This window comes from Methylophaga sp. (assembly GCF_030651745.1).
Genome location: NZ_JAUSCC010000056.1, coordinates 1 through 13,651 on the forward strand (window position 1 = coordinate 1; position 13,651 = coordinate 13,651).

At 46.4% G+C, this 13,651-nt stretch carries 18 protein-coding genes; 7 read left to right on the forward strand and 11 right to left on the reverse strand.

Annotated features, from left to right (window positions below):
• Window positions 1-25: 25 nt before the first annotated feature.
• Genes Q7V21_RS06675 through pyrE form a run of 6 tightly spaced genes read left to right on the forward strand, consistent with a single transcriptional unit; the run spans window position 26 to window position 4,595 of the window.
• On the forward strand, window positions 26-721 hold the full coding sequence (locus Q7V21_RS06675) for a YggS family pyridoxal phosphate-dependent enzyme (protein ID WP_304916535.1): 696 nt from the start codon (window positions 26-28) through the stop codon (window positions 719-721).
• A gap of 50 nt (window positions 722-771) precedes the next feature.
• Window positions 772-1,608, forward strand: coding sequence for a pyrroline-5-carboxylate reductase (proC, locus tag Q7V21_RS06680; protein ID WP_304916536.1), 837 nt, complete (start codon window positions 772-774; stop codon window positions 1,606-1,608).
• A 22-nt stretch (window positions 1,609-1,630) separates the two neighbouring features.
• Window positions 1,631-2,176 carry a YggT family protein gene (locus tag Q7V21_RS06685; protein ID WP_304916537.1) on the forward strand — a complete coding sequence of 182 codons (546 nt, stop codon included), beginning with the start codon at window positions 1,631-1,633 and terminating at the stop codon, window positions 2,174-2,176.
• 24 nt (window positions 2,177-2,200) lie between these two features.
• Window positions 2,201-3,349: a homoserine O-acetyltransferase gene (locus Q7V21_RS06690; RefSeq protein WP_304916538.1), complete on the forward strand. Its 1,149-nt coding sequence runs from the start codon at window positions 2,201-2,203 to the stop codon at window positions 3,347-3,349.
• A complete protein-coding gene (gene metW / locus Q7V21_RS06695; RefSeq protein ID WP_304916539.1) occupies window positions 3,349-3,951 on the forward strand; it encodes a methionine biosynthesis protein MetW in 603 nt (200 codons plus the stop codon). Before Q7V21_RS06690 ends, metW begins: the two co-directional genes overlap by 1 nt.
• A complete protein-coding gene (gene pyrE / locus Q7V21_RS06700) occupies window positions 3,948-4,595 on the forward strand; it encodes an orotate phosphoribosyltransferase (protein ID WP_304916540.1) in 648 nt (215 codons plus the stop codon). Before metW ends, pyrE begins: the two co-directional genes overlap by 4 nt.
• On the opposite strand, the gene Q7V21_RS06705 is transcribed toward pyrE, so the two are convergent.
• Window positions 4,592-5,353: a sulfite exporter TauE/SafE family protein gene (locus Q7V21_RS06705; protein ID WP_304916541.1), complete on the reverse strand. Its 762-nt coding sequence runs from the start codon at window positions 5,351-5,353 to the stop codon at window positions 4,592-4,594. The genes pyrE and Q7V21_RS06705 overlap by 4 nt on opposite strands.
• 27 nt (window positions 5,354-5,380) lie before the next feature.
• Here Q7V21_RS06705 and Q7V21_RS06710 point away from each other — a divergent pair, with 27 nt between their 5' ends.
• Window positions 5,381-6,049, forward strand: a complete 669-nt coding sequence (locus Q7V21_RS06710; protein WP_304916542.1) for a DUF4124 domain-containing protein — start codon at window positions 5,381-5,383, stop codon at window positions 6,047-6,049.
• Here Q7V21_RS06710 and hisC read toward each other — a convergent pair.
• The 10 genes from hisC to Q7V21_RS06760 are packed head-to-tail and all read right to left on the reverse strand — an operon-like array spanning window position 6,046 to window position 13,569.
• On the reverse strand, window positions 6,046-7,101 hold the full coding sequence (gene hisC, locus Q7V21_RS06715; RefSeq protein ID WP_304916543.1) for a histidinol-phosphate transaminase: 1,056 nt from the start codon (window positions 7,099-7,101) through the stop codon (window positions 6,046-6,048). The genes Q7V21_RS06710 and hisC overlap by 4 nt on opposite strands.
• Window positions 7,101-8,396, reverse strand: coding sequence for a histidinol dehydrogenase (gene hisD / locus Q7V21_RS06720; protein WP_370654047.1), 1,296 nt, complete (start codon window positions 8,394-8,396; stop codon window positions 7,101-7,103). Before hisD ends, hisC begins: the two co-directional genes overlap by 1 nt.
• A 5-nt stretch (window positions 8,397-8,401) precedes the next feature.
• Entirely contained in the window at window positions 8,402-9,034 is a 633-nt protein-coding gene (hisG, locus tag Q7V21_RS06725) for an ATP phosphoribosyltransferase (RefSeq protein ID WP_304916551.1), read from the reverse strand.
• A 1-nt stretch (window position 9,035) separates the two neighbouring features.
• Entirely contained in the window at window positions 9,036-10,322 is a 1,287-nt protein-coding gene (gene murA, locus Q7V21_RS06730; protein ID WP_304916545.1) for a UDP-N-acetylglucosamine 1-carboxyvinyltransferase, read from the reverse strand.
• A 29-nt stretch (window positions 10,323-10,351) separates the two neighbouring features.
• A complete protein-coding gene (locus Q7V21_RS06735) occupies window positions 10,352-10,576 on the reverse strand; it encodes a BolA family protein (RefSeq protein WP_069296257.1) in 225 nt (74 codons plus the stop codon).
• A gap of 21 nt (window positions 10,577-10,597) precedes the next feature.
• Entirely contained in the window at window positions 10,598-10,891 is a 294-nt protein-coding gene (locus Q7V21_RS06740; protein WP_304916546.1) for a lipid asymmetry maintenance protein MlaB, read from the reverse strand.
• Entirely contained in the window at window positions 10,891-11,517 is a 627-nt protein-coding gene (locus tag Q7V21_RS06745) for a phospholipid-binding protein MlaC (RefSeq protein ID WP_304916547.1), read from the reverse strand. Before Q7V21_RS06745 ends, Q7V21_RS06740 begins: the two co-directional genes overlap by 1 nt.
• 1 nt (window position 11,518) lies before the next feature.
• The gene (mlaD, locus tag Q7V21_RS06750) at window positions 11,519-11,983 is read right to left on the reverse strand and encodes an outer membrane lipid asymmetry maintenance protein MlaD (RefSeq protein WP_304916548.1); all 465 of its coding nucleotides are present in this window, start codon (window positions 11,981-11,983) and stop codon (window positions 11,519-11,521) included.
• Window positions 11,984-12,766 carry a lipid asymmetry maintenance ABC transporter permease subunit MlaE gene (gene mlaE / locus Q7V21_RS06755; protein ID WP_304916549.1) on the reverse strand — a complete coding sequence of 261 codons (783 nt, stop codon included), beginning with the start codon at window positions 12,764-12,766 and terminating at the stop codon, window positions 11,984-11,986.
• On the reverse strand, window positions 12,763-13,569 hold the full coding sequence (locus tag Q7V21_RS06760) for an ABC transporter ATP-binding protein (RefSeq protein ID WP_304916550.1): 807 nt from the start codon (window positions 13,567-13,569) through the stop codon (window positions 12,763-12,765). Before Q7V21_RS06760 ends, mlaE begins: the two co-directional genes overlap by 4 nt.
• Between the last annotated feature and the right edge of the window lie 82 nt (window positions 13,570-13,651).

Below are 13,651 nucleotides of genomic sequence, written 5' to 3' on the forward strand. Positions count from 1 at the left end.
AGCGCGCTCCTGACTGGCTTGCAACATGACAAATTCAAAAACCCGCCTGCAATCTGTGATGAACTTCATCAAATTGGCAGAACAACGTGCCAACCGCCCTGAAGGATCCGTTAAATTACTGGCGGTCAGTAAAACCTGGCCCGCCACCCAGCTTAGGGAATTAGCTGAAGCCGGACAATCGCGTTTTGGTGAAAACTATTTACAGGAAGCATTGGAAAAAATCGCTGCATTAGAGGATTTGGCCTTGGAGTGGCATTTTATCGGGCCAGTACAATCCAACAAAACCCGGGAAATTGCTGCAAACTTTGATTGGGTCGAAAGTGTTGACCGATTGAAAATTGCCCAACGTTTATCCGCTCAGCGACCAGCGCAAAAACCAGCGCTAAATATTTGTCTGCAAGTGAATATTGACAACGAATCCAGCAAGGCGGGCGTACCGTCTGATAAATTAATGGAACTCGCCGCAGCGGTGAGTCAATTGGATAATCTTTGCTTGCGAGGTTTAATGGTGATACCGGCAATTGCAGAAACCGAAGAACAGCAACTGGATGCTTTTGGACGAGCGCAGCATCTGTTTGGCAAGCTCAAATCAGCGCATCCTGAGGTCGATACCTTATCTATGGGCATGTCCGCAGATATGCAAGCAGCCATTATTCAGGGCAGTACCATGGTCAGAATTGGCACCGCCTTGTTTGGCGAGAGACATACACCCGACAAATAATAACCAGTACACTACACCGCTAACAGCATATCCCAATGGAGAAAGCGTAAATGATACCTTGTAAGCTCGCCTTTATCGGCGGTGGAAATATGGCGCGCAGTTTAATTGGTGGCTTAATCGCCAATGGAATGCCTGCCGAAAATATCCATGTCTCCGATACCCAGGTCACAACGCTTGAAACTCTGACCGCTCATTATCCGGTAAAAACCTTTAACAGCAATCAACAGGCCATTGAAGGTGTTGATGTAGTTATTCTCGCTGTCAAACCGCAGCATTTGCAGGATGTGGTACGAGAATTAAGCGCTGATTGGCAGCCGCATCAACTGATGATTTCAATTGCCGCGGGGATCCGAATCGATGATATCAGCCGTTGGCTAAGCAAAACCCCATCGTCCATTGTCCGTGCCATGCCCAATACTCCAGCTTTAGTTGAAGCCGGCGCGACGGCTTTATTTGCCAATGAACAGGTGACGCATAAACAACATGAATTGGCCGAATCCATTTTGCGTGCCTGTGGTTTGGCTATCTGGCTGCAAGATGAAAAACATATGGATGCGGTAACGGCATTATCTGGCAGTGGCCCCGCTTATTTTTTTCTGGTGATGGAAGCAATGGAAAAAGCCGCCATCGAACTTGGGCTGCCGCAGGAAACTGCCAGATTGTTATGTTTGGAAACAGCATTTGGAGCCGCTAAAATGGCGCTGGAAAGTGGTGAATCAGCAAGTACCTTGAGAAAACAAGTCACATCTCCAGGCGGCACCACTGAAAGAGCCATTCATGAACTGGAAGATGGTGGTTTGCGTGGCTTATTTGAAAATGCTTTAGTTGCTGCAGCCCTGCGTGCACGCGAGCTGGCCAATGAATTGGGACAAGATCATCATGCCTAACAGTTATTTTTCAAATCCTCTGATGTTTCTGATTGAAACCCTGTTCCAATTTTATATGTATATCGTTGCTGTACGTTTGCTGTTGCCCCTGATTAGAACACCGTTCACTCATCCTTTAATACAAACCATTATTCGTATTACTGAACCGTTATGCGCACCGCTGCGCAGCTTCATGCCAAGCTCCCGGAAATTTGATTCGGCTGTGTTGCTGTTGTTGATTCTGGTCGCTCTGATCAAACTGACTTTATTGTTAAGTCTGGCAGGCGCTTGGCCAGCAATCACCGGACTGGTTTTACTCACAGCTGCTGAATTATTTTCCCTGTTTATCAGCTTGTTTACGGTCACCATAATTATCGAAGTTCTACTCAGCTGGCTGGCTCCGCAAGGTTATAATCCGGTAGCCAGTCTGATTCAGGCAATTAATGCGCCTTTGCTTGAACCAGTACGCCGCAGAATGCCGTTACTGGGTGGCATTGATTTATCACCATTAGTGGTCATATTAGGATTACAGGTTCTGTCGATGCTGGTCATGCCGTTATTGCTCGGCCCCGTGTATCCCCAGTATTAATTTTGTTATAGGACACAGTACATTATGTCGGACTCCCTGCCAGCTGACTCAGTCGGATTGGTAATCCCTTCTCATTTGCATGTTGAAACGCCTCTGGATCTTGAATGTGGCCGGACGCTGTCACAGTTTGATTTGATTTATGAAACCTATGGCCAGTTAAACGCCGATAAAAGTAATGCCGTGTTGATTTGCCATGCCTTGTCGGGGGATCACCATGCTGCCGGGTTTAATTCTCTGGAAGAACGCAAACCGGGTTGGTGGGACAGCGCAATTGGTCCTGGTAAAGCTATCGATACCAATCATTTTTTTGTGGTGTGCCCCAATAATCTGGGCGGCTGTAAGGGTTCGTCCGGTCCGAATACGATTAATCCGGAAACCGGTAAATTATATGGACCTGACTTTCCAATTGTGACGGTAACGGATTGGGTGAAAAGTCAGGCGATTCTGGCGGACTCATTAGGTATTCAGAAATGGGCTGCAGTTGTCGGTGGCAGCCTGGGTGGGATGCAGGCTTTGTATTGGGCCATTTCATTACCGGAACGTGTTGCGCATGTTCTGGTCATTGCCGCGGCACCCAAATTATCAGCACAGAATATTGCCTTTAATGAAGTTGCCCGTACCGCTATTAAATCTGATCCGGAATTTCACGAAGGTCGTTATCAGGAATTCAATACCGTTCCCCGCCAGGGCCTGGGCCTTGCCCGAATGCTGGGACATATCACCTATCTTTCAGATGAAGCGATGGGTGAAAAGTTTGGTCGTGAACTGCGTAGTGGCAAAATTCAATACGGTTATGACGTGGAATTCCAGATCGAGAGTTATTTGCGTTATCAAAGCATCAGTTTTGTTGAGCGTTTTGATGCCAATACCTATCTTTTAATGACAAAGGCCTTGGATTATTTTGACCCGGCCAAGGAATTTAATGACGATCTAACCCAGGCAGTTAAAGCGATTCAGGCCAAATCCTTAATCATTTCATTTACCAGTGACTGGCGTTTCTCACCTTTACGTTCATTGGAAATCGTCAACGCACTGCTCAGTGCCGGAAAGTCTGTAAGTTATGCCGAAATTGAGGCCACCCAAGGCCATGATGCTTTTTTAATGCCGATTCCGCGCTATATGGAAATCTTTGCCAGCTATATGCAGCAAGTTGCTAAAGAGGTAAATGGCTGATGACATTACGCGTAGATTTACAAATTATCAGTGATTGGATCCCAGATAATTCTCATGTTTTGGATTTGGGATGTGGTAATGGCGCGCTGCTGAAGCATCTGCAACAACGCAACGTTACCGGTTATGGGCTGGAAATCGATAACAGCAAATTTACTGAATGTATCGAAAGTGGTGTGAATGTTATTCAGGCCGATCTGGATGTTGGGCTCGGTCAATTTGCTGATCAAAGTTTTGATTTTGTCATCCTGTCACAAACCTTGCAGGCGGTGAAAAGACCGGATTTTCTATTAAGGGAAATCATGCGGGTGGGCAAGCAAGGCATTATCGGTTTTCCGAATTTCGGTCATTGGCAATGCCGTGTTCAACTGGGTTTGGGAGGCAAGATGCCGGTATCAAAGAACTTGCCCAATGCCTGGTTTGATACTCCAAACATTCATTTATGTACTTTGAAAGATTTTGAAAAAATTTGTGATCAATACGGTTTTAGCGTGGTCAACCGCAGCGTCGTCAATCACGAACATAAAGACACCCTCGGCATTCGTTTATTACCCAACCTGTTCGGACAAACTGCGGTTTATTTGATTCATAACGGAAACTCATGAAAGATTATCAACACGACTTTATCGAATTTGCCCTGCAAACTGGGGTATTACGTTTTGGCGAGTTCACCCTCAAATCCGGACGGATAAGTCCATATTTTTTTAACAGCGGTTTATTTAACAGCGGTGCTTCGCTGGCCCGTTTGGGCCGTTTTTATGCTCAGGCTATCAGCGAATCCACTCTTGACTATGACGTGTTGTTTGGACCTGCATACAAAGGCATTCCACTGGCGTCAACAACTGTAGTTGCACTGGCTGATCAGCATAATCGTGATGTGCCCTATGTGTTTAACCGTAAAGAGAAAAAAGACCATGGCGAAGGCGGACAACTAGTTGGGGCTGAGCTGCAAGGTAAGGTGTTGATTATTGATGATGTGATTTCCGCCGGAACTTCAGTCGGTGAATCGGTTGATATTATCCGTGCTGCTGGGGCGAAGCCTGCGGGCGTTATCATTGCCTTAGATCGACAGGAACGTGGACAAGGTGAGTTATCTGCCATACAACAGGTTGAACAGACACATCAAATCCCTGTCGTGAGCATTATCTGTTTGAACGACTTACTCAGTTATCTGCAGGATAACCCCGAGCTGCAGCAACACTTACCTTCCGTTAAAGCTTATCGTGAACAATACGGGGTCTCGGGCTAAATAGGCCCCCAAATCAATCTGACTGCAATTAACAAAGTGACAATTTCAAAGCTGCGTTTGATCCAGCGATTACCCCAACGCAGTGCCAAATGCGATCCGAGATAACCGCCTAAAAAAGATCCCAGTAACAAAGCTGGCAACCAATCCCAGCGGATCTCACCCAGAATACCCAAGGTAATCGCACCGGCCCCATTCCAGAAGACTCCAACTAAAATCAGCGTGTACGCCACTGCACGCTGGTAATCCATACCAAACCACAATATCAACCAAAGGGTGACAAACAATCCGGTTCCGGAAGTCAGCGAACCGTTAAGGATCCCTAAAAAGAATAAGACTACCGCCCCCAATAGATAGCCGCGTCGTTCGCGGTGCACCGGTAAATAAATTTGTCCTAAAGCCGGCTTGAATAACGAATAAATTCCCAGTGAACCGGTTAATACTCCCAAGGCAATCTCTGCAATTCTGTCTGGCACCAATAGAATCACACTACCGCCAATCACTACGCCTGGCAGCCCAGCCACCAGCAGTAATAATACAAACTGCCGTTCCAGCCGACTGGTAGAGATATAACGTAAAGCGGCACCTAATCCCAGAGCGACACTGGCCACTTTATGCGTTGCCAGGGCTACAGAAAATGTTAATCCGAGAAAAATCAGTACAGGAAACTGGATTAAGCCCGCACCGCCACCACTTAATGCCGAAAAAGTATTTGCCAGCAAAGAAATAACAAACAGAATAAAATGTTCAACAAAGCTCAAATTAACAAGGCTCTCTGGGAAATAAGAATGATTTCAATACGCTTTGTAATGGCGTCGCTGCTAAGTGCAACTTTGCTTATAACGACCAGTGTATCAGCGGCACAACTGTACCGTTTTACTGATGAAAATGGTATTCCAACCATAAGTAAAACCTTGCCGCCAGAAGTTGCCCAGCAAGGTTACGATATTCTTGATGAGAAATCGATGCGAGTAATTCAGCGGGTACCACCGGCTCTCACTGAAGCGCAAATTATTGAGCGTGATAAGCAAAGAATACTGGATTTAGAAGCGCAGAAACAGGCCGAGCAGGCCGCCAAAATGGCGGCGGAAGAACGTCGTAAACGCGCCATTTACGATCATAACTTACTGTCGGCCTATCAATCCGAACAGGATTTAATAAATGAGCGCGACAAAGATCTGCTTTATCGTGAAAAACGTCTTGAAGTGTTGAACAGCAAACGTAAAGGATTACAGCAGCGTTTGCAGCAAGCCCAACGGCAAGCGGCGGATAATGAATTAAGCGGCGTTGGCCTTAGTGACAACTTAAAAAGTCGCCTGCAGGCTGCGCAGCAGGAATTAGATAACAATCAATCCAGCATTGAACAATTACAAACAGAAATTACCACGCTCAATAAACAATATGAGTTGGATTTACAGCGCCTGCGCGAACTATTAGGTTCGTCAGCTATAGATTAAACCAGCAAATCCAGCTGACTCATTAACAGCTGATTTTCCGTATGGTTACCAATACTGATACGTAAAAACTGATCTATTCGCGGCTTTTTAAAATGACGAACAATTACGCCTTTTTCGCGTAATCCAGCAGCCAAAGTAGCAGCATCATGCTGCGGATGACGGGCAAAAACAAAATTTGCTGCCGAGGGCAAAACCTCAAAACCCAATTCCTGTAACGATTGCGTCAGCCATTCACGCTCAGTAATCACTTGCTGCTGACATTGTTTAAAGTAAGCTTCATCCTGATAAGCGGCCACGCCGGCGGCAATCGCCAGACTATCAAGCGGATAGGAATTAAAACTGTCTTTAACTCTGACCAATGCTTCAATCAACTCTGGATGCCCGATAGCAAAACCAATACGCATACCGGCCAGCGAGCGCGATTTGGATAAGGTTTGAGTGACCAGCAAATTGGGGAAGCGTTGGGTTAACGGAATCGCTGTTTCACCACCAAAATCAATATAGGCTTCATCAATAACCACCACCGAGTCACGGTTCATTTCCACCAGACGACGGATATCATCCAAAGACAGCAAACAGCCGGTGGGGGCATTGGGATTGGGCAGAATAATGCCGCCATTATCGCGCTCATAATCGGTGATATCGATTTCAAAGTCGGCATTTAACGGCACTAACACTGACTCTATGTCGTAGAGCTGACAATACACAGGATAAAAACTGTAAGTGACATCAGGAAATAACACCGGTTTGCCATGCTTGAACAAAGCATTAAACACATGTGCCAATACTTCATCTGAGCCATTTCCGACAAATACGCATTCCGCAGGAACATTATGGTAATCGGCAATCACCTGTTTGAGCGGACCACCATCAGGAACCGGATACAAACGTAACCGTTCGGTAGTGGCCATACGGATAGCCTCCAACACTTTTGGTGAAGGACCAAACGGATTTTCGTTGGTATTGAGCTTAACCAGATTATGGCCGCGAGGCTGTTCTCCCGGCACATAAGGTTCTAATGAATGAACAAAATCACTCCAGAAGCGGCTCATTATTTTTCCTGTAAACGATACTCGGCGCTGCGTGCATGTGCTGTCAGACTTTCTCCACGCGCCAGCACCGATGCAATCTTACCCAGACTTTGTGCACCTTGCGATGACACCTGAATCAAGCTGGAACGTTTTTGAAAATCATATACACCTAAAGGCGAACTGAAACGCGCTGTGCGTGAAGTCGGCAATACGTGATTTGGTCCAGCACAATAATCCCCTAATGCTTCAGGAGTATGACGGCCCATAAAAATCGCACCGGCATGGCGGATTTGTTTGGCCATTTCCATGGGCTCTTCAACTGACAATTCCAAATGTTCAGGCGCAATGTAATTACACACTTCAACCGCCTGCTGCATATCGTCGACCAGGATCATTGCGCCACGATTTTTCAGCGAGGTTTCAATAATCGCTTTGCGTTCCATTGTAGGCAGCAAACGGGCAACCGATTCTTTAACCTGCTGCAAAAATTCTGCGTCAGGTGATATCAGGATCGATTGAGCGTCTTCATCATGTTCGGCCTGTGAAAACAGATCCATGGCAATCCAGTCTGGATCAGTTTTACCATCACAAATCACCAGAATTTCAGATGGCCCGGCAATCATATCGATACCGACAGTGCCAAACACCATGCCTTTGGCAGTGGCGACAAAAATATTACCCGGTCCAACAATTTTATCAACCTGTGGAATGGTTTCGGTGCCATAAGCCAATGCGGCAACAGCCTGTGCTCCGCCAATAGCAAAAATACGATCCACACCGGCAATTGCAGCTGCAGCAAGCACCAGATCATTCACTTCATCATCCGGTGTCGGTACCACCATGATCAATTCCTGCACTCCTGCGACTTTGGCTGGAATGGCATTCATCAACACTGATGAAGGATAGGCAGCTTTTCCACCTGGCACATATAAACCGGCACGATCCAATGGTGTGACTTGTTGACCCAACAAGGTTCCATCAGCTTCAGTGTAATGCCAGGATTCCTGCTTTTGATGTTCGTGATAACGACGCACACGTTCAGCTGCTTGTTCCAGTGCTTCGCGCTGGGCAGCAGGAATAGATTCCAATGCAGCTGCAGCACGAACCAGAGGTATTTCCAGTTCCGCCATAGCGGTTGCTTTAACACGATCAAAACGTTGGCTGTACTCAACTACTGCTTGATCACCGCGTTGTTTTACATCCGCCAGGATATTTCTGACAGTTTCGGTAATGGCCGCATCAGAAACCCCTTCCCAGGCCAATAGCTCGGAGAGCTTGGGCCAGAAATCGGCTTGCTGAAAATTCAATTCACTCATTAGGTTCATTTTTGCTGCTCTTTTACTGCGTTGCGGATCTGCTCAATAAATTGCTGGATCCGCGCATGCTTGGTTTTCATGGATGCCTTATTGACCACCAAACGCGAACTTATATCCGCAATGTGTTCCATAGGTATTAATCCATTGGCTCGCAAGGTATTACCGGTATCAACCACATCGACAATGCGATCCGCCATGCCAACCAGAGGCGCTAGCTCCATGGAACCGTACAACTTGATGATTTCAACTTGTTGCCCCTGTTCCGCATAAAACCGTTTAGTACTTTCGACAAACTTGGTGGCCACTTTCAAACGACCTTGTGGCGGCTCTGCGTCTAGTTTACCGGCGGTCATCAATTTGCAGCAGGCAATCTTCAAGTCAACCGGCTCGTAAAGCTCAGCGTTCGGGTGTTCCATCAATACATCTTTACCGGCCACGCCCATATCGGCACCGCCATATTCGACATAGGTCGGCACATCAGAAGCGCGCACAATAATCAGCCTGACATCCGGCAGATTGGTTTCCAATATCAACTTGCGGCTTTTTTCCGGGTCATCTAAAGGCTCGATACCAGCGGCCTTCAGCAGCGGTAAAGTTTCTTGAAAGATTCGTCCTTTAGAAAGTGCCAGCGTTAACATTTCAGCCATTGGACGCAGCCCTTGCCTGTGTCGGTATCCGACGAATGCGCGCGCCAAGTTGCTGGAGTTTTTCTTCAATACATTCGTAACCACGGTCGATATGGTAGATACGTTCTACCTGGGTTTCACCTTCTGCGACCAGGGCTGCCAGAACCAGACAGGCCGATGCACGTAAGTCTGTAGCCATCACCGGGGCTGCCGTCAGTTTTTCCTGGCCTTTGCATACCACGGTATTACCTTCGATCTGCAAATTAGCGCCCATACGCTGCATTTCCTGCACATGCATAAAGCGATTTTCAAATACGGTTTCAACAATGGTTGCCTGACCTTCGGCAATACTGTTCAGCGCGGTAAACTGCGCCTGCATATCAGTCGGGAATGCAGGATAAGGAGCTGTACGGATATTAACCGCTTTTGGCCTTCTTCCTTCCATATCCAAGGTGATCCAGTCCTCTCCCACTTCAATTTTAGCACCGGCTTCTTCCAGTTTGAGCAGCACGGCTTCCAGCTGATTTGCATCGGTGTCTTTGAGTTTGACTCGACCGCGGGTAATTGCCGCAGCGACCAGATAGGTACCGGTTTCAATACGATCTGGCAGAATCGCATAATGCGTTCCATTAAGCTTTTCTACACCTTCGATCTGAATGGTGGTCGAGCCGGCACCAGTAATTTTTGCACCCATTTGATTCAGATATTTAGCTAAATCCACCACTTCGGGTTCACGAGCAGCATTTTCAATAATCGTGGTGCCTGAAGCCAGCGTTGCTGCCATCATCAGATTTTCTGTGCCTGTCACGGTGACCTGATCCATAAAAATATGGGCACCTTTCAGGCCATCGCCACTGGTCGCACGGATATAGCCGTTTTCAACTTTGATTTTGGCTCCCATTTGTTCAAGACCACGTAGATGTAAATCCACTGGACGCGAACCGATGGCACAGCCGCCGGGTAAAGAAACATCGGCTTTACCAAATTTGGCTAGCAAAGGACCTAAAACCAGAATGGAGGCCCGCATGGTTTTCACCAAATCATAAGCCGCTTCAGTGATGGTTAAAGTAGATGGATCAATTAATACCCCGGAACGTTCATCTACCGTAAGGGTTACTCCCATCCGGCCTAACAACTCCAAAGTGGTGGTTATGTCATGTAAGTGCGGGACATTGCCAATACGCACTGGTGAATCGGCTAATAAAGCCCCCATCAGTATCGGCAAGGCCGCATTTTTGGCACCCGAAATGCGGATCTCGCCATCAAGCGCGACACCACCTCTAATAATTAATTTGTCCATGAGTTTGCTCTGGAAGAAAAAGGATTGGTTTAGCGAGAGACACCGGTTTTCAGTGACAATGCATGTACAGCACCACTGGTAAAACTGTCACCTAACGTAGCTTTAACAGCACGATGTTGTTCGATCAGGCTTTTTCCAGAGAATGACGGACTAAAAACCCGTGCATCAAAATGCTGGCCATCTTCACCAAACACTTCAACATCAGCATCAGGTAAGCCTGCTTCAATCATTGCTTTGATATCTGCTGCTTTCATGTTTCACCACTTTTAAAAAATTTATTGCAGAGGAAGAAGTTCTTCCAAGCCGCTTGCTTCAGCCATCGCTAGCATTTGTGCAGGCATATTAAAATAACGAATCGTTTTATTTAATTGCTGTGCCTGACGCATCCATTCAATCAGTAATGCCAGGCCAGCACTATCGCTGTGGGTAACTTCACCGAGATCTACATCAAGAAGAGCTGCTTCAGCAAACAGCTCTTTTGTCATATCGATGCCGCTAACTGCCGTATCAAAAGATAGCTCTCCGGAGACCAGAATGCGTTTTGACGTTTCATCAAAAGTCAGCTTCATTATCTGGCTCTATCATTACGTTTGGAAAGATTTTCAATCAGTGCATCCATACCGCTGGTACGAATATCACGGTTAAAAGTTGAACGGTAGTTGGTGACCAGACTGATGCCTTCGATTCTCACATCGTAAACTTTCCATTCATCATTGTTGTTTTTATACAAGGAAAGTGCCATTGGAATGGATGGTCCATTTGGCTGAACTACTTCCATCGGTACATTTACCCGGCCTTTTTCAACATCATCGCGGAAGGGTAAAAAACGGATTTCTTCGTTGGTGTATTCCAACATTGCGGTTGCATAAGTTCTCACCAGCAACAGACGGAACTCCTCAACAAACTTGGCTTGCTGTTCCGCTGAAGCATCACGCCAGCTGCGCCCCAAAGCCAATCTTGCCATACGTTCAAAATCAAAATGCGGAATCAAAATTTCCTGCACCAGCGAAAAAATCTTCTGTGGATCCTGATCCAGTTCAGCTTCGTTATCTTTAAGCGCTTTCAGCATATTGTCTGAGGCTTCTTTTACTAAAGCTTGTGGCTCAGGCATCGCTTGGGCAGAGGCACTTAAAGCCATCAGTCCCAAAAAGCATACAGCGAGCAACTGCATTGAAAACTTTTTGATATTAATCATCTTAATCACCTTCTGCGGTACTGTATAAGAATTGGCCAATCACCTGTTCCAATACGACTGCGGGTTGCGTCAAATCAATAACATCACCATCTTCCAGGTAAAAATCATCGGCACCTGGCGACAAGCTAATGTACTGTTCACCTAAAAGGCCAGCCGTAAAAATACTGGCTGAGGTATCTACTGGAATATTGTCATATTGCCGGTAAATATTGATAGTGACTCTGGCATCATAAGTATTTGGATCCAGGGAGATTCCTGTAACCCGTCCAACCCTGACACCAGCCATTGTCACTGGCGAGCGGGGTTTTAAACCACCGATATTCTGAAAGTTTGCTACAACCTCATAGCCCTTATCATCGGTAAAATCACCTAAATTGCTCACCTTCATAGCAAGCACAAATAAGGCTGCTATGCCTGCAGCAACAAACAAGCCCACCAGGATTTCGGTACTTCTTTTCGAATTCATTTAAATATCTCCAAACATCAACGCAGTCAGAACGAAGTCCAGGCCGAGAATTGCAAAAGCGGAATGGACAACTGTCCGCGTTGTGGCACGCCCTACACCTTCTGAGGTAGGTGTTGCGTCATAACCTTCAAATAAAGCGATCCATGTCACGACAAAACCAAAAACAATACTTTTAATCACACCGTTCAGAATATCTTCATACCAATCAGTTTTCGCTTGCATTTGAGACCAGAAAGCACCCTCATCAACGCCCAACAAGCCATGACCTATCAGGAAGGCACCAAAAATGCCAACAGCACTGAAAATAGCCGCTAATAATGGCATTGAAACAAGGCCTGCCAGAAAACGTGGAGCAATGATACGACGCATCGGATCAACGGCCATCATTTCCATACCGGACAATTGCTCAGTGCTTTTCATCAAACCGATTTCAGCAGTTAAGGCAGAACCGGCACGCCCTGCAAACAATAATGCGGTGACAACAGGCCCCAGCTCTCTTACCAGTGATAGTGACACCAAAACACCCAATGATTCTTCGGCACCAAAATCAACCAGCGTATTATAACCTTGAAGCCCCAATACCATGCCGACAAACAGACCCGATATGAGAATTATCAGGACAGATAGAACGCCCACATAAAATAATTGCTGAATTACCAGCGAGAAACGAAATGCCAGGCTGGGCATACCTGCAAGCATTTGGACTAAGAACATATGGCCCCGACCAAGTCGCTGCAAGGTATTCAACCCCCAGCGACCGAGGCTTCTTAGCAGCTCAATCATCGTTTTTCCTCTGCATTCAACAGGTCTTTACTAAAGTCATTACCCGGATAATGAAATGGAACCGGTCCATCAGGTAACCCCTGTAAAAACTGTTTCACCCACTCAGAACCAGAGGTTTTGAGAGTTTCCGGTGTACCTTTTTCGATCACTTTACCGCCCGATAACAGATATATCTCGTCGGCAATTTGCGTTGTTTCAGCCACATCATGCGAAACAATAATACTGGTCAAGCCCATTGCATCGTTAAGACGACGGATAAGATTGACCAATGTTCCCATTGAAATCGGATCCTGTCCGGTGAACGGCTCATCGTACATAATCATCATCGGATCCAATGTCACTGCCCGAGCCAAGGCAACCCGACGGGCCATACCGCCAGATAACTCTGCCGGCATCATATCCCTGGCATTTCGCAAGCCTACGGCTTGTAATTTCATCAATACCAAATCACGGATCATCGATTCTGGAAACTTTGTGTGTTCCCGCAACGGAAAAGCGACATTTTCAAAAACATTTATGTCCGTCAACAAAGCGCCGCTTTGAAACAACATACCCATTCGTTTGCGCAACTCATAAAGTTTTGAATGCGAGAGTTTATGAACATTCTGCCCGTCAACTTCAATCGTGCCGCTATCGGGTTTTAGCTGACCACCTATCAGTTTCAATAAAGTGGTTTTACCGGTGCCGCTCGGCCCCATGATTGCGGTTACCTTGCCTTGATAGATATCAATATCTATGCCATTGAAGATAACTTTGTCGCCACGGTTAAAATGCAAATCCCTGATTTTGATCAGTGGTGCCATTATTTTTTGCCGATATCAAATATAAAGACCGCTAATTTTCTTGAATCGCTGATGTTAAGTCAAATCGCTGTGTGGAAAAACC